Source organism: Pseudomonas sp. EA_65y_Pfl2_P74 (assembly GCF_963970575.1).
GTDB lineage: Bacteria > Pseudomonadota > Gammaproteobacteria > Pseudomonadales > Pseudomonadaceae > Aquipseudomonas > Aquipseudomonas baetica_A.
This window is the reverse complement of the sequence record NZ_CAXAOQ010000039.1, coordinates 46,136-61,569: the sequence shown is the minus strand read 5'-3', so window position 1 is coordinate 61,569 and position 15,434 is coordinate 46,136. Positions and strand designations below refer to the sequence as shown.

Sequence of the window (15,434 nt, the reverse complement as noted above, 5' to 3'; positions counted from 1 at the left end):
CCAGATGCATTCTTTATCGGCGCTTGGGTGAAAGGAGGAGGGTGAAATCTCCCACGGTCTGTACTGCGCTAACAGTCAGAATCGAGCCTTGTCCCTCCTCCTCCCTTCAAGTCCTACCATACAAGCGGGCTTGCTCGCGAATGAGTAGTGTCAGTCGAGATCCTGGTTGACTGATTTACCGCTTTCGCGAGCAAGCCCGCTCCCACAGTTGGTTTTGCAGCAGGCCGTTAGTTCGCAGTGGCTTTGAGGCCCGTGAGCAGCAGGCGCTGGAACAGGTCATCCTTTAACCCTTCCGGATTCTTGAGCTGCATCCGCTCCAGGTGTTCAGGGAATGTTGAAGCGTCTGGCGCATCCAGCGCGGCCTTGCCCAGTTCCAGAATCTCAGTCAGCTTGAACTTGCTCTTCAACCAGTTCAGCGCCCGCAACAGATCCCGCTCGATCATCGTGAAATCACAGCCCAACGGATACTCCGGAAACAGGTTCGGGTGTCGCGCGGCAATCGCCTGCAAGCGTTGCGGCGTGTTATCGGCAAATCGTGGATCAATGCGGAAATCCTTCGGCAGTTTGCCGACTGTCTGCGCCTGTTCGATCAGCCCCGCCTGGAAGCGCGAATCGCTGATATTGAGCAACGCCTCGATCACCGCTGCGTCGGTCTTGCCGCGCAGATCGGCAATGCCGTACTCGGTGACGACGATATCGCGCAGATGCCGTGGAATCGTGCAGTGGCCGTATTCCCAGACGATGTTGGAGCTGACGTCGCCCCCGGATTCGCGCCAACTGCGCAGGATCAGAATCGAGCGTGCATCGTGCAACGCGTGGGCCTGGGCGACAAAATTGTATTGCCCGCCGACCCCGCTGAGCACCCGTCCGTCTTCGAGCTGATCCGACACGCCGGCGCCAAGCAGGGTCATGGTGAAGACGGTGTTGATAAACCGTGCATCAAGACGCTGCAAACGCTTGAGTTCTTCCTGCCCATACAACTCGTTGATGTAGCTGATGCGGGTCATGTTGAATTCGAGGCGCTTGCTCTGCGGCAACTCGCGCAGACGCTGGTAAAAACTGCGCGGGCCAAGGAAGAAGCCGCCGTGCACCGAGATGCCGTCAGGCTGCGCGGCCTCATCGAGGGTGCCGGCGTTGGCCTGCTCTTGCGTGTGGACATCGGGGTAGACCTTGCGCCGGATAATCCCCGCATCCGCTAGCACCAGCAAGCCGTTGACGAACATTTCGCTGCAACCGTAAAGGCCTTTGGCGAACGGTGCGGTGCCGCCCTCACGTTCGATCAATTGCGCCCACTGGCTGACATTCACGTCGGCCAGCAATGCCCGATATCCGGCGTTATCCGCCTGGCGTGCCAGCAACGCAGCCGTCAGTGCATCGCCCATAGAACCAATGCCTACCTGCAACGTACCGCCGTCACGCACCAGCGTACTGGCATGCAGGCCGATGAAATGATCCTGAAAGCCAACCGGCATGTTCGGCGTGGAAAACAACGTGGTGCTGTCCTTCTCGTCAATCAAAAAGTCGAAGGTATCGATATCAACCTCGGCATCGCCGGGCATGTACGGCAAATCGGTATGCACTTGGCCGACCAGCAAAATCGTCTCCCCCGCCGCGCGACGCTTGGCGATCATCGGCAACAGGTCGAGGGTGATGTCCGGGTTGCAACTCAGGCTCAAGCGGTCGGGATGCTCACTGCTGCTGGCGAGCAACTGCGCGACCAGGTTCAGGCCGGCGGCGTTGATGTCGCGGGCGGCGTGGCTGTAATTACTGCTGACGTAGTCCTGCTGGGCCGGGGGACTATTGAGCAGGCTGCCGGGCTGCATGAAAAACTGTTCGATGCGGATGTTGGCGGGCAGGCTGTCGCGGTGCAGGTCAGCGAGGAAATCGAATTCCGGGTAATCGCCGAAGACGCGGTCTACGAAGGGCTCGATGAAGCGTTTCTGCAAGCCATCGCCAAGGCTCGGCCGCCCCAGGCACAGGGCGGTGTAGATCGTCAGTTGCCGCTCGGGCAGCCCTTTGATTCGCCGGTATAGCGCGTTGACGAAATGATTGGGTTTGCCCAGCCCCAGCGGCAAACCCATTTGAATATGCGCCGGCAACCGCGTGAGCACGTCGTCCACTGCCTGTTCGATTGAACACAACTGCACCATCTGAAGCCTCCCGCCCTTTGCGTGAATAGAGGTAGACCGAGCTTGCCGCTACTTTGCTGCAATGAACAGCCCAGGGTCAGAATCGCGGGCACAAAAAAACCGTCCGAAGACGGTTTTTTTCATCAAAAGAGCGCCTTACTTCAGGCCGGACATCTTCTGGATAGCGCCCTTGAGCTCGTCATCCGTGCAGTCGGCGCAGGTGCCTTTCGGCGGCATCGAGTTAATGCCCGTGATGGCTTTGGCCAGGATGCCGTCGAGGCCGCCCTGGTGATCGGCGCGTTCTTTCCAGGCGGCGGTGTCACCGATTTTCGGTGCGCCCAGCAGACCTGTGCCATGGCAAGCGTTGCAATGTTTGGCAATCACTTCGTCCGGGGTTTTCGCCCCGCCGCCACCGCCGGCGGTCGCTGCCACTTCCATCCCTTTGCATTCCTGACCTTGTACACACACCTGGCCTACGGGCTCCAGGCGCTTGGCAATGTCGTCATTCGTCGCAGCTTGAGCGCTGACAGCCCAGAGGGCCAGTACGGTTGCTGGTGCAGCCAGCATTTTCATAATTAGGTTCACGCGTTCACCCTCAATGGTGGCTATTCACGCCTGCGGCCACGGTTCGCAGGCGGGCGCAAGTATAGCGGGTAGCCCGCCACACTGAAACAACCCCAAAGTTAAAGGGGTCTTGTTGCACATCGCTAAAACGGTTCGGGTGCCTTCGCCATAGTGGCCTGGCGCCTCTTTATTTAAAAATTCGCCGGCGTGGCTGCGCTGATTAGTCGCGCGGGCAAGTCGAACGGATTGCGGAAACGATGGGGCTTGGTACTTTCAAAATAGTAGCTGTCGCCAGCTTCGAGAATAAAAGTTTCGAGGCCCACCACCAGTTCCAGACGACCTTCCACCAGAATCCCGGTTTCCTCACCCTCGTGGGTGAGCATTTCTTCGCCGGTGTCGGCGCCCGGTGGGTAGATTTCGTTGAGGAATGCGATGGCCCGGCTCGGGTGTGCACGGCCGACCAGTTTCATGGTCACGGCGCCGTCGGAAATGTCGATCAGCTCGTTGGCCTTGTAGACGATCTGAGTCGGTTGTTCCTGCAGGATTTCTTCGGAGAAGAATTCGACCATCGACATGGGAATGCCGCCCAGAACCTTCCTCAGCGAACTGATCGAAGGGCTGACGCTGTTCTTTTCGATCATCGAAATGGTGCTGTTGGTGACGCCCGCGCGCTTGGCGAGTTCACGCTGGGAAAGCCCTTTGAGCTTGCGGATCGATTGCAGTCGTTCACCGACGTCCAAGGCTGGAGCCTCCTGATGTTGTAAGAATATTGAGCGTTATCATGGCGACAGCGTTCAGTATTTACAACACTTGGGCCCCGCAGCTGCCTCAACCCTCGGAATAGAGCCTTGGCACCCGACGCAGGTTGCAGAAGATCTGGTAAGGAATGGTGTCGGCCCACTTCGCGACGTCGCTGGCGAGGATGTTTTTGCCCCACAACTCGACAGTTGAACCCAGCCCGGCTTCCGGCACATCCGTCAGGTCGATGCACAGCATGTCCATCGATACCCGACCGAGTAGGCGACTGTGTTTGCCGGCCACCAGCACAGGTGTGCCGGTCGGTGCCTGACGCGGGTAGCCATCGGCGTAACCCATGGCGACCACGCCGATGCGCATCGGTTTATCCGTGACGAATTTGGCGCCGTAGCCAATGGGTTCGCCGACCGGCAATTCGCGTACGCAGATAACTTTTGATTCGAGAGTCATCACCGGTTGCAGGCGCTCGGCCACAGCGTTGGCTTCTTCGAACGGCGTGGCGCCGTAAAGCATGATGCCCGGGCGTACCCAGTCGCTGTGGATCTGCGGCCAACCGAGTACAGCGGGCGAATTGCGCAGGCTGACTTCGGCGGCGAGGCCCTGGCGCGCGGCCTCGAAGACCGCCACCTGATCAGCACTGGTCTGCGCATGCAGTTCATCGGCACGGGCGAAGTGGCTCATCAGCACGATCTTCGCGACTTTGCCGCTGGCCAGCAGTCGCTGGTAGGCCGCCGGGTAATCCTTGGGATGCAGACCGACACGGTGCATGCCCGAGTCGAGCTTCAGCCACACGGTGATCGGTTTGCTCAACGCGGCCTGCTCGATCGCTTCGAGCTGCCACAGCGAATGCACCACGCACCAGAAATCATGCTCAACGATCAGCGCCAGCTCATCGGCCTCGAAAATCCCTTCAAGCAACAACACCGGGGCACGAATGCCGGCGGCGCGCAGTTCCAAAGCCTCTTCGATGCACGCGACGGCAAAACCGTCAGCCTCAGCTTCCAGCGCCTGGGCGCAACGAACCGCGCCGTGGCCGTAAGCATCTGCCTTGATCACCGCGAGCGCCTTGGCGCCGGTGACTTCGCGGGCAATTCGGTAGTTGTGACGCAGGGCTTGAAGGTCGATCAGGGCACGGGCAGGACGCATGGCGGCAGACTTCTAGGCGGTCATGGGAATAAAAACCGGCGCTGGCTGACGGCGTGAACCGCCAACAACACCGGGAGAGGGATCTTTGAAACGATTACGGCAACGCAGCGACGATGGATATCTCGACCAGGATGCTCGGCTTGGCCATCTTCGCCTCGACAGTGGCACGGGCCGGGGCGGCGCCTTTGGGCAACCACTGATCCCACACGGAGTTCATTGCGGCAAAGTGTGCTTCGATGTCGTTCAGGTAGATCGTCGCCGACAGCAGATGCCGTTTGTCGGTCCCGGCCAGATCCAGCAAGCGCTCGATGTTGGCGAGGACATCGCGGGTCTGTTGTTCAATCCCGGCATCGAAATCGTCGCCGACCTGCCCGGCCAAAAACACGGTGCCGTTGTGGCTGACGATCTGACTCATGCGCTCATTGGTGAGCTGGCGATGGATTGACATGCTGGGTCGACTCCTGGGATTTGTTGCCATAACGGGAAATATCGAGGCCTTCGGCACTGATCTGCGGCTTTTTCTTCGCCATCAGGTCGGCCAACAGACGACCGGAACCGCACGCCATGGTCCAGCCGAGCGTGCCGTGACCGGTGTTGAGGAACAGGTTCTTGAACGGCGTGGCGCCCACAATCGGCGTGCCGTCCGGCGTGGTCGGACGCAGGCCGGTCCAGAAACTCGCCTCGGCCAGATTGCCGCCCTGAGGATAAAGGTCGTTGACGATCATCTCCAGGGTTTCGCGTCGACGCGGGTTCAGCGACAGGTCAAAACCGGCAATCTCGGCCATGCCGCCGACGCGGATGCGGTTGTCGAAACGGGTGATTGCGACCTTGTAGGTCTCGTCGAGAATGGTCGAGGTCGGGGCCATCGCCGGGTTGGTGATCGGCACGGTCAGCGAGTAACCCTTGAGCGGGTAAACAGGCGCCTTGATGCCCAACGGCTTGAGCAACTGCGGCGAGTAGCTGCCGAGCGCCAGAACGTAGCGGTCGGCGGTTTCCAGCTTGCCGTCGATCCACACGCCGTTGATGCGATCACCGGCGTAGTCGAGCTTCTGGATGTCTTGGCCGAAACGGAATTCAACACCCAGCTTCACAGCCATTTCGGCGAGACGGGTGGTGAACATCTGGCAGTCGCCGGTCTGGTCGTTCGGCAGGCGCAGCGCGCCGGCGAGGATGTCGGTAACGCCAGCCAGCGCTGGCTCGACCCGGGCGATGCCGGCGCGATCCAGGACTTCGAACGGCACACCGGACTCTTTCAGCACGGCGATGTCTTTGGCGGCGCCGTCGAGTTGCGCCTGGGTGCGGAACAATTGGGTGGTGCCGAGGCTTCGGCCTTCGTAAGCGATGCCGGTTTCAGCGCGTAATTCGTCGAGGCAATCGCGGCTGTACTCGGACAGACGCACCATGCGCTCTTTGTTCACCGCGTATCGGCTGGCGGTGCAGTTGCGCAGCATTTGCGCCATCCACAGGTATTGGTCGATGTCGGCGGTGGCCTTGATCGCCAGCGGTGCGTGGCGTTGCAGCAGCCATTTGATGGCCTTGAGCGGCACACCCGGCGCGGCCCAAGGCGAGGCATAACCCGGCGACACCTGGCCGGCGTTGGCGAAACTGGTCTCCATGGCCGCGGCGGGCTGCCGGTCGACCACCACCACTTCAAACCCGGCACGGGCCAGATAATAAGCACTGGCGGTACCGATGACGCCGCTACCCAAGACCATGACGCGCATTTTTGTATCCCTCATCGCGGCTGACCGCCGACGTGTTGTTAGAGCAATGATGAGCGCAGTGTAAAAAATAAATGCCAGTGCTTTTCACTATATAAGCGCCTATATTTGGCGACAATTCTCGGCAAAAACCCTTTTCACGGAGGCGCATCCCCTATGCGTACCAACACTCAGACCAAACGTGAGCTGGACAAGATCGACCGCAACATCTTGCGGATCCTGCAGGCGGATGGGCGGATTTCCTTTACCGAACTCGGGGAAAAAGTCGGCCTCTCCACCACGCCGTGCACCGAACGGGTACGACGTCTGGAGCGCGAAGGGATCATCATGAGCTACAACGCCCGGCTCAATCCTCAGCACTTGAAGGGTAGTCTTTTGGTCTTCGTCGAGATCAGCCTCGACTACAAATCCGGCGATACTTTCGAAGAGTTCCGACGTGCGGTGCTGAAATTGCCCCATGTGCTGGAATGTCATTTGGTATCAGGGGATTTCGATTATCTGGTGAAAGCGCGAATTTCCGAGATGGCCTCGTATCGCAAGTTGCTCGGCGACATCCTGCTCAAGCTGCCGCATGTGCGGGAGTCGAAGAGCTATATCGTGATGGAAGAGGTGAAGGAGAGTTTGAGCCTGCCGGTTCCGGACTGAATTTGACGGTGCCTGTACCGGCCTCTTCGCGAGCAAGCCCGCGCTGGAATGCACTCCAAATGTGCGGGCGGGCTTGCTCGACCAGGTCAACAGTGAACCCGTTAAACCAGGACCTGCCGATTCGCCGCCATGTACTCGAAGATTTGCTTTTCAGCGCGCGGATGAATCAACTCGACCGGCCCCCGTCCATTCGGGCATGGCAAGGTCTTCGTCGTCCCAAACAACCGACAAATCAGCGGCCGCTCGCCATACACCGTGCAGCCATTCGGCCCCAAGTGCACACAGTTCAGTTCTTCCATCGCCGCATCCTGCTCGGCGCGGGTCTTGCGCGGCAGCCGGGCCATCTCTTCGGGTGACGTGGTCACTGGCCCGCAGCAGTCATGGCAGCCCGGCACGCACTCGAACGTGGGGATCTGCTGACGCAGGGTGCGGATTTTCTGGCTGTTGCAACTCATCGAAACAGTGACCTACGGAGAATAGGCGGCAATTGTGCCGCAAAAGCCGTGATCCAGACAGCAACGGGCGACCCGTGTTGCCCGTCTTCGGGCGGGCGGCTTATGCTCCGTCAAATTTTCTCGACACTTAGCCGTTGGATGATGCCCATGAATGCCCGCGCCCGAAACCTCGCGAGCCAACCCCACGTTGCCTCCTACTATGCCGCCAGCAGCCTGCCGCAGCCCGATCACCCAAGACTGCAAGGCGAAGTGATTGCCGACGTGTGCGTGGTGGGCGGCGGGTTTTCCGGGCTGAACACGGCGCTGGAACTGGCCGAACGCGGTCTGCGCGTGGTGTTGCTGGAGGCGCACAGGATTGGCTGGGGCGCCAGTGGTCGTAACGGCGGGCAGTTGATTCGCGGGGTCGGCCACGGTCTCGATCAATTTGCCAATGTCATCGGCGCCGACGGCGTGCGGCAGATGAAGCTCATGGGCCTGGAAGCGGTGGAAATCGTCCGCCAGCGCGTCGAGCGTTTCCAGATCCAGTGCGACCTGACCTGGGGCTACTGCGACCTCGCCAACAAACCCGCCGACCTCGAAGGCTTTGCCCAAGACGCCGAAGAACTGCGCGGTCTGGGCTATCGCTACGAAACCCGTTTGCTGCAAGCCAATGAAATGCACACCGTGGTCGGTTCCAAACGCTACGTTGGCGGGCTGATCGACATGGGTTCCGGGCATCTTCACCCATTGAATCTGGCGTTGGGTGAAGCGGCAGCGGCGCAGCAACTGGGGGTGCAACTGTTCGAGCATTCGGCGGTGACCCGCATCGACTACGGCTCTGAAGTGAAGGTGCACACAGCGCAGGGTTCGGTACGCGCGAAAACGCTGGTGCTCGGTTGCAACGCCTACCTCAACAACCTCAACCCACAACTGAGCGGCAAAGTTTTGCCCGCCGGCAGCTACATCATCGCTACCGAGCCTTTGACTGAGGAGCAGGCGCACAACTTGCTGCCGCAGAACATGGCGGTCTGTGATCAGCGGGTAGCGCTGGATTACTACCGCCTCTCGGCCGATCGCCGTCTACTGTTCGGCGGCGCCTGCCATTACTCGGGGCGCGATCCGAAGGACATCACCGCCTACATGCAGCCGAAGATGCTCGACGTCTTTCCGCAACTGGCCGGGGTGAAGATCGATTATCAGTGGGGCGGGATGATCGGCATCGGTGCCAACCGTCTGCCGCAGATTGGCCGGCTCAATGACCAGCCGAATGTGTATTACGCCCAGGCCTATTCCGGCCACGGGGTGAATGCCACGCACCTGGCGGGCAAACTGCTGGCAGAGGCGATCAGCGGGCAGCACAGCGATGGCTTCGATCTGTTTGCCAAGGTGCCGCACATCACTTTCCCGGGCGGCAAGCATCTGCGTTCGCCGCTGCTGGCGCTGGGGATGTTGTGGCATCGGCTTAAAGAGCTGGTCTGATCTTTTTATAAGCCTTCGCGAGCAAGCCCGCTCCCACACCAGGACTGCAATTCCCTGTGGGAGCGGGCTTGCTCGCGAAGAGGTCCGCAAAAACAATACAGATTTCAGATTCGCCAGAACGGCTTCAACCCTTCCTCCTGCGCCTGCTCGCGGGTCAGCCCCACATCCTTGAGTTGCTCCGGCGTCAGGCCGAGCAACACCTTGCGCGTGTGCAGACGATGCCAGAACAGACCCCAGCGACTCAGGCCTGACGGCGCGTTGCGCATGGCCGCATTCCACGTACTGTCCTCCTGCCCAGCCACCAGTTCCTGACTGTGTAACGTCAGCCGCACATCGCTCAAGCCGTTCATTTTTGTCGCTCCTGTTTACTTGGGTCGCCAGAGATTCCATGATGCGCGGGCCGGCAAAAGCATTACAGATCCAAACAACCTGCATTAAATCCATACAGATTTGCTGTTTCTGCCACTGAATTGTCGATTTACGCCGCATCTGTACTGGTTTATCGAATCATCTGCATCGAGGCAGTGTCATGACGCTATATGTGAATCTCGCCGAACTGCTCGGCACGCGCATCGAACAAGGCTTCTACCGTCCGGGTGATCGCCTGCCGTCGGTACGCGCCTTGAGCGTAGAACATGGCGTGAGTCTCAGCACGGTGCAGCAGGCTTATCGCGTGCTCGAGGACAGTGGCCTGGCCACACCAAAACCCAAGTCCGGGTATTTCGTGCCGGTCGGTCGCGAGTTGCCGGAGCTGCCCGCCGTCGGGCGTCCGGCGCAGCGCCCGGTGGAGATCTCGCAGTGGGATCAGGTGCTGGAATTGATTCGCGCGGTGCCGCGCAAGGATGTGGTGCAACTCGGACGCGGGATGCCCGACGTCACAACGCCGACCATGAAACCGCTACTGCGCGGACTGGCGCAGATCAGTCGCCGCCAGGACATGCCCGGTCTGTATTACGACAACATCCACGGCACCCTCGAACTGCGTGAACAGATCGCTCGGCTGATGCTCGACTCGGGTTGCCAGTTGAACGCCAGCGACCTCGTCATCACGACCGGTTGTCACGAAGCGCTGTCCACCAGCATCCGCGCGATCTGTGAACCCGCAGACATCGTCGCGGTGGATTCGCCGAGCTTTCACGGCGCCATGCAGACCCTCAAAGGCCTGGGCATGAAAGCCCTGGAAATCCCCACCGACCCGCTCACCGGCATCAGCCTCCAAGCCCTGGAACTGGCGCTGGAGCAATGGCCGATCAAAGCCATCCAGATCACCCCAAACTGCAACAACCCGCTGGGCTACATCATGCCGGAGTCGCGCAAACGTGCGTTGTTGACGCTGGCGCAACGCTTTGACGTGGCGATCATCGAGGACGATGTATATGGCGAACTGGCCTATACCTACCCGCGTCCGCGCACCATCAAATCCTTCGACGAAGACGGCCGCGTGCTGTTGTGCAGTTCATTTTCCAAGACACTGGCACCCGGGCTGCGTATTGGCTGGGTGGCGCCCGGTCGTTATCTGGAACGGGTGCTGCACATGAAATACATCAGCACTGGCTCCACCGCGACGCAACCACAGATTGCCATTGCCGAGTTTCTCAAAGCAGGCCACTTCGAACCGCATTTGCGCAGGATGCGTGCACAATACCAGCGCAGTCGCGACGTAATGATTGACTGGGTCACGCGCTACTTTCCGGCAGGTACTCGCGCCAGTCGCCCGCAAGGCAGCTTCATTCTTTGGGTCGAATTGCCGGAAGGTTTTGACACGCTGAAACTCAATCGTGCCTTGCATGATCAGAACGTGCAGATTGCAGTCGGCAGCATTTTTTCCGCCTCGGGCAAGTACCGCAATTGCCTGCGAATGAATTACGCTGCCAAACCGACACCGCAGATCGAAGAGGCGGTGCGCAAGGTCGGCGCAGCGGCCACCAGGCTGCTCGCCGAGGACGGCAACTGACACACAGGCTGTGGCGAGGGACCTTGCGCCCACTGGGCCCTCTGGTTCTCCGTAAAAGCGCGAGCACGCCCCCTCACCACACCTGACGTTTCACTTCCCCCCATTTTTCAACCTGACAGCATGGCCTTACTGACGAAAACTCAGCCGGGTTTCAAATCGGGTCAGGTCGCTGACCCGGGTGGCTGCCGAGGTGACGTGCGCTTCCAGTTCCAGTTCGACTTCCAGGCTTCTGCCTTCAATACCCATTCCCGCGACCGCCGGTATCAGGCTGACGCCAGGTTGCAGAGTGCGCGCATCCGCCGCGGGAGCCTGCCCGTCACTGATCCAGTCGACCGTTTTACCGTCCACCCGCACGGTCAGCACCCGCACGCTGAGCGTGCCCGCACCAAAGCGGTATTGCCCGGCATAAGCCGCTGGCGCGACCAGCGTCAGGCGCAACGGGCCTGGTTGTTCGCATTGGACGTTGGCCTGAGCACGACGCAATCCGAAACTCAATGGATCACCCGGCGGTGACTGCGCCAGCAATTGCCCGCGTGTCGTGCGGCCAAAATCGACGACGGCCGGGCCCAGTCTGACGCTGCAGTCGGGCCGGGCCTGCGCCCAGCCCATGTGCGTCAACAGGCACAGCCATACAACGCCTGCCACCCGATTTTTGATGCCGTGCATGGTGCTTTCCTTTTTCAGACAGTCCGGCAGAGGGCCTGCGCGGTTTCGTACAGCGCATAAGGGTCACGCGCCTCGCTCATGGCGAACTCCAGTCGACAGCGCTGACCGCCCGCAAGCCGCAGATACAGTTCGAGGTCAGGCTGTACGTCGGACAGGAAAATCTGTCCGGCACCCAGCACGCTGGTGATGTATTGCTCCTGTGCGTCGAACACGCCGAGCCCCTTGTCGACCAACACGTTATCCACCGTGCGCACCTCTAACAGCACCCGCCGAGCCGTGACCATGTCGAACGCCAGGCGCGGCACCGCGCCGCGTCCAGCCTCGACCTCCTGATAGGCGTTATGCACATCGACGTTGTGTCCCAGGCTGGCGGTGTCGATCTCCACCCGGCCCTTGCTGTAGGCCGGCAGGCTGGCTGCCACCGCATGGCCGGAACGGTCGGTCCAGACCGGGCCTCGCGGGGTGATCAGGCGCACCCCGGCGCTGTCGCCCGCCTTGAGCAATGCGAAGGTCTCGCGCAGCGGATAAGGCGACAGCGTCACGCCGGCGTCATGCACCAGCGCACCGCCGCGCAGGCCGACGTCATAGCTCTCGTCGCCGCTACCGCTGCGCGAGTAACCCGCATCCAGCTGACTGTATCGGGGCAACAGATTGACCCGCCCGTTGAAACCCGATTGGCCACTATCCGGCCGCTCCGCACCGAGGCTGTAGGCCAGGGTATCGCTGACTTGTTCGTTGAATCGCAGGCCGCTGCGCGTGCCGCCGACCGAGTCATTGCGCACGTAACCGCGCAACGTCCGCTGCGATCCCAGCGGCACACTCACGCTCAGATATGCTGCCGTACCTCGGGCATCGTCCGCTACCCCGGCGATATCCCGCTCCAGGGTGAAAGAAACATTGGCCCGACGAATCATCTGCGACCAGGCAACGGCGACCCGTGAGGTCACCGTCCCGTCGAACATTGAGAACCGCGAGTAACTCCCAGAGAAACCACCCAGAGTCAGACTGCCCGCACTGAGGCTCGCACTCAGTTGATTGCGCACGCGCTGGAACGGCTGGTCATCGCGCGGATTCCACGCGGTGTCCGACAGCGTGCGGAAATCCCGGGTCTGCTGAGTCAGCGCCAGACTGGCCGATAGCCTTTCGCCTAACAAACCATTCGCCGCCCACTGTACCTGGGTGCCGGACAGTGCTTGATCCTGGGCCCGCGACATCACCTGCCGACCGCTCAGTACGAGGCGCTCACCGACGGCGCCCTGCATCGCCCAGCCCAACGATTGATAGCCGTTGCCGAACATCGCACCGGCCGTGGCTTGCCAGCGCGGGCTCAGGCGCCAGTCCTTGCTGGCGGCAGCAAACGACGGTGCATCACGCTCGTCGCCGGCGTAACGCCGCACCTTTCCCGCGGCCAGTCCATAGCCCGCCACCCTGCCCGGCAGCGTACTAAGCAGTTGCGTCGCCGGGACAATAAAGCGCCGCTGCTGACCGTCCTCTTCGTGCACCGTGACCTCAAGATCCACGCTCTGACTGAGCAGCGGCAAACCCACCAGGGTGAAGGGGCCGCTGGGCACTAGGGTGGTATAGATCAGCGCACCGTTCTGGTTGACCTCGATTCTCGCGGCGGAGTAGGCAATGCCCTCGACTCTGGCACCGGCGCTGTCCTCGTCCAGTTCCATCAGTGCCATTTCGGGCTGCAACTGAAAACCGTTGAATGCCTCACCGGAAAACAGCGGCGAGACCATGTTCAATTGCCCCAATTGAAGGTTGGCCTGATAGCGTTCCGAGGTGTGTGAAGCGTAGGCATACAGGTGTTCGAGGCTGCCCTGTCCGGCGAATTCGCTGTAAGCCTGGCGGCTGCGAAAGGACCAGTCAGCCGTGTTCAAACCCAGTTCACTGTTGAGGCTGCGGTACTGGCTGGATTGCCCGGCGAACCGACTGCCGAGCAGCAAGGCATCGTAGTTGAACAGCCCCGCCGTACCGCCGTTGAAGAAACGCCGTTGCGCCGGATGATCGGGCAGCAGCGTATCGGTCGGCATCAGCAGATCGATGTGTTGCCGAGAAGGATCGGCTTGCACCACGGCTTGCGGAAACCGTCGGGCAAACAGTTCGCATCCCGAACCGGGCTCCGACTCGACGTGATCTGCCCTGATGCCGCCACGCTCCAGCAAAGGCGGCGCGAAACACAGATCACCTGCGGCATCGAACGTCACCCGCAACCGCCCCTTGGGCACACCATTGACCGCCAGCGTTACGGTTTGCGCACCCTCGCGAAAACGCGGTACCTGGCTGAAATACTCGGCCAGATGCGGATCCAGCCCGCGAGACCTGAGCACATCCTGATTGAACTGCACCGCGGCCGGCACTGCCCGGGTGTCACTTGAAACGGCATGACTGTGCATCGGCGGACAAACCCAAGTGATGACCAGCAAAACGCCAGCCCAGCGCCTCCCGTGCATCAGTCCGGCACCAACGGCGCGTCAACGTGCCCGATGGCAAATCCGTAAGTGGTCACCGGGAACAATCGCACTTGTGTCGGCCGACGGCCCGGGTCGACGGCACCGCTCAACGTCAGTTGCTCACCGGGCAACACGTACGTGCGCCCCAGATCGATCTCCTGCTCTCCCGGCAGCAAATTCACCGCGTGGCCAAGACGCACGACATACGGACTGGGGTTACGCACCTGGACCACGCTGCCCTGGCGCGTCCAGACCAGATGTTTCCAGGGTTCGCGGTCGACCGGTAATTTGGCCGGACGCAGGATGACGGGAATGTTCTGCCGCACGCTCAGGCTTACCTGGGCTTTGCCGGTCGAGTCTTGCGGCGCGATGCCCTCGAACACCACACGCTTGAGGCGCTCGGTTTGCAGCGGTTCGGCGCTGCGCAGGATGAACCGCACACGCTGCGTGGTCCCGGGTTCGACGCGCGCCACCGGCGGCGTCAGTAATAACAGTGACTCAGTGTCTTGCGGCACGTCTTCGATGGAAGTGTGCAGCAGCGCCGGATGTGACTCGCTGTTGAGCACATTGATCCCTGCTTCACCGACGCCTTCATCGAGCACGACGACGGGCGTTTCGGGAACCATCCCCGCCGCCCGAACAGGATCGGGCCCCCACAAAGAAACCAGCAGCATGCTGGCGATGGTGTTGCGCACAAAGGCGTTCATGTAAGGCTCCACAGGCAAGCGCGCAGACGCCATCAGCGCCGGACAACGAGCCAGCCGATTGTGTTGATTGGAAATGACAAGCCTGGACGCCACCCAAACCCGTCGAGGGGTTCTGCGGCTCATGCGGCACTGCCCGACCACGGTTCGCGGCAGTGCCTTGTCCTCAGAGGTAGAGCAGTTCGAACGTCGCCGAACCGTTGAGTGAAATGTCAGAGGTAATCGGCAGACTCGACGTCGGGCCTATGACGGGCACCAGCGTTATGGGGAAGGTATGCACCATTCCGGGCAGAGGGCCTGCGGCCGTACTGCGCCCCCAGGAATAACGCAGGTTGCCCTCATAGTTTTTACCCAGGAGCGTGGCAGTATCCGGCTCGCTCCAATTGGCGCTGGTACCTTGCTTGTACATCACACTCGACAACTCGCCATCGACAGAGGGTTTGCCGAATCGCAAGCCATAGCCGCCGATCTTGTTGCCGCCCACCTCACCGATTCCGAAGATGTACATTTTCCAATCGGTGCCATCGACAACGATGCCCGGCCGTTGAGTATGGGCCTGGTTGTCATGCACCTTGATGGCCATCGGCGCGGACGCCGAGCAACTGACGCTCAAGGTGATATTGCGGTTGGTCAGTTCGGTCTGATAATCGCGGTTCAGCGATGCGGCAGAGATGTTGCCCAGGTCTACCAAGTTGCCGCCGGAAAAAGCGGGGGTGCAGGAGGTCGGGATGATCGTCCCGGTAATGGTCAGATCTGTTGAGTCAGCCATGACCAGCGCTG

15 protein-coding genes are annotated in these 15,434 nt (G+C 60.8%); 3 read left to right on the top strand and 12 right to left on the bottom strand.

The window, feature by feature from the left end:
• Positions 1-227 precede the first annotated feature (227 nt).
• From AACY18_RS25480 to dadA, 6 genes are all read right to left on the bottom strand, one after another.
• Positions 228-2,150 carry an acetyl-CoA hydrolase/transferase C-terminal domain-containing protein gene (locus AACY18_RS25480; protein ID WP_339433770.1) on the bottom strand — a complete coding sequence of 641 codons (1,923 nt, stop codon included), beginning with the start codon at positions 2,148-2,150 and terminating at the stop codon, positions 228-230.
• Between the two features lie 135 nt (positions 2,151-2,285).
• A complete protein-coding gene (locus AACY18_RS25475) occupies positions 2,286-2,702 on the bottom strand; it encodes a c-type cytochrome (RefSeq protein WP_221730929.1) in 417 nt (138 codons plus the stop codon).
• 182 nt (positions 2,703-2,884) lie between these two features.
• On the bottom strand, positions 2,885-3,433 hold the full coding sequence (locus AACY18_RS25470; RefSeq protein ID WP_221730870.1) for a cupin domain-containing protein: 549 nt from the start codon (positions 3,431-3,433) through the stop codon (positions 2,885-2,887).
• A gap of 88 nt (positions 3,434-3,521) precedes the next feature.
• Positions 3,522-4,595: an alanine racemase gene (alr, locus tag AACY18_RS25465; protein ID WP_339466468.1), complete on the bottom strand. Its 1,074-nt coding sequence runs from the start codon at positions 4,593-4,595 to the stop codon at positions 3,522-3,524.
• Positions 4,596-4,689: 94 nt separating this feature from the next.
• Complete coding sequence (locus AACY18_RS25460) at positions 4,690-5,043, bottom strand: RidA family protein (protein WP_339433772.1); 354 nt, start codon at positions 5,041-5,043, stop codon at positions 4,690-4,692.
• Positions 5,015-6,319 (bottom strand): D-amino acid dehydrogenase, encoded by a 1,305-nt coding sequence (dadA, locus tag AACY18_RS25455; protein WP_339433773.1) that lies wholly within the window; start codon positions 6,317-6,319, stop codon positions 5,015-5,017. Before dadA ends, AACY18_RS25460 begins: the two co-directional genes overlap by 29 nt.
• A 153-nt stretch (positions 6,320-6,472) precedes the next feature.
• Between dadA and AACY18_RS25450 the strand changes: the two genes are divergently transcribed.
• Positions 6,473-6,961 carry an Lrp/AsnC ligand binding domain-containing protein gene (locus AACY18_RS25450; protein ID WP_221730874.1) on the top strand — a complete coding sequence of 163 codons (489 nt, stop codon included), beginning with the start codon at positions 6,473-6,475 and terminating at the stop codon, positions 6,959-6,961.
• A 101-nt stretch (positions 6,962-7,062) separates the two neighbouring features.
• On the opposite strand, the gene AACY18_RS25445 is transcribed toward AACY18_RS25450, so the two are convergent.
• The gene (locus AACY18_RS25445) at positions 7,063-7,416 is read right to left on the bottom strand and encodes a YkgJ family cysteine cluster protein (RefSeq protein ID WP_221730875.1); all 354 of its coding nucleotides are present in this window, start codon (positions 7,414-7,416) and stop codon (positions 7,063-7,065) included.
• 147 nt (positions 7,417-7,563) lie between these two features.
• On the opposite strand from AACY18_RS25445, the gene AACY18_RS25440 reads away from it, so the two are divergent.
• On the top strand, positions 7,564-8,874 hold the full coding sequence (locus AACY18_RS25440; protein WP_339433774.1) for an NAD(P)/FAD-dependent oxidoreductase: 1,311 nt from the start codon (positions 7,564-7,566) through the stop codon (positions 8,872-8,874).
• A gap of 104 nt (positions 8,875-8,978) precedes the next feature.
• Here the strand turns inward: AACY18_RS25440 and AACY18_RS25435 are convergent, their stop codons facing one another.
• A complete protein-coding gene (locus AACY18_RS25435; RefSeq protein WP_339433775.1) occupies positions 8,979-9,224 on the bottom strand; it encodes a DUF1127 domain-containing protein in 246 nt (81 codons plus the stop codon).
• Positions 9,225-9,403: 179 nt separating this feature from the next.
• Between AACY18_RS25435 and AACY18_RS25430 the strand changes: the two genes are divergently transcribed.
• On the top strand, positions 9,404-10,828 hold the full coding sequence (locus AACY18_RS25430; RefSeq protein ID WP_339433776.1) for an aminotransferase-like domain-containing protein: 1,425 nt from the start codon (positions 9,404-9,406) through the stop codon (positions 10,826-10,828).
• Positions 10,829-10,954: 126 nt separating this feature from the next.
• On the opposite strand, the gene AACY18_RS25425 is transcribed toward AACY18_RS25430, so the two are convergent.
• The 4 genes from AACY18_RS25425 to AACY18_RS25410 all read right to left on the bottom strand — a co-directional run bounded on the left by AACY18_RS25425 (position 10,955) and on the right by AACY18_RS25410 (position 15,423).
• Positions 10,955-11,494 (bottom strand): hypothetical protein, encoded by a 540-nt coding sequence (locus tag AACY18_RS25425; protein ID WP_339466467.1) that lies wholly within the window; start codon positions 11,492-11,494, stop codon positions 10,955-10,957.
• Positions 11,495-11,508: 14 nt separating this feature from the next.
• Positions 11,509-13,950 carry a fimbria/pilus outer membrane usher protein gene (locus AACY18_RS25420; protein ID WP_339466466.1) on the bottom strand — a complete coding sequence of 814 codons (2,442 nt, stop codon included), beginning with the start codon at positions 13,948-13,950 and terminating at the stop codon, positions 11,509-11,511.
• On the bottom strand, positions 13,950-14,657 hold the full coding sequence (locus AACY18_RS25415; RefSeq protein ID WP_339433779.1) for a fimbria/pilus chaperone family protein: 708 nt from the start codon (positions 14,655-14,657) through the stop codon (positions 13,950-13,952). The genes AACY18_RS25420 and AACY18_RS25415 overlap by 1 nt, the downstream gene beginning before the upstream one ends.
• Positions 14,658-14,820: 163 nt before the next feature.
• Complete coding sequence (locus AACY18_RS25410) at positions 14,821-15,423, bottom strand: DUF1120 domain-containing protein (RefSeq protein WP_339466465.1); 603 nt, start codon at positions 15,421-15,423, stop codon at positions 14,821-14,823.
• Positions 15,424-15,434: the final 11 nt, after the last annotated feature.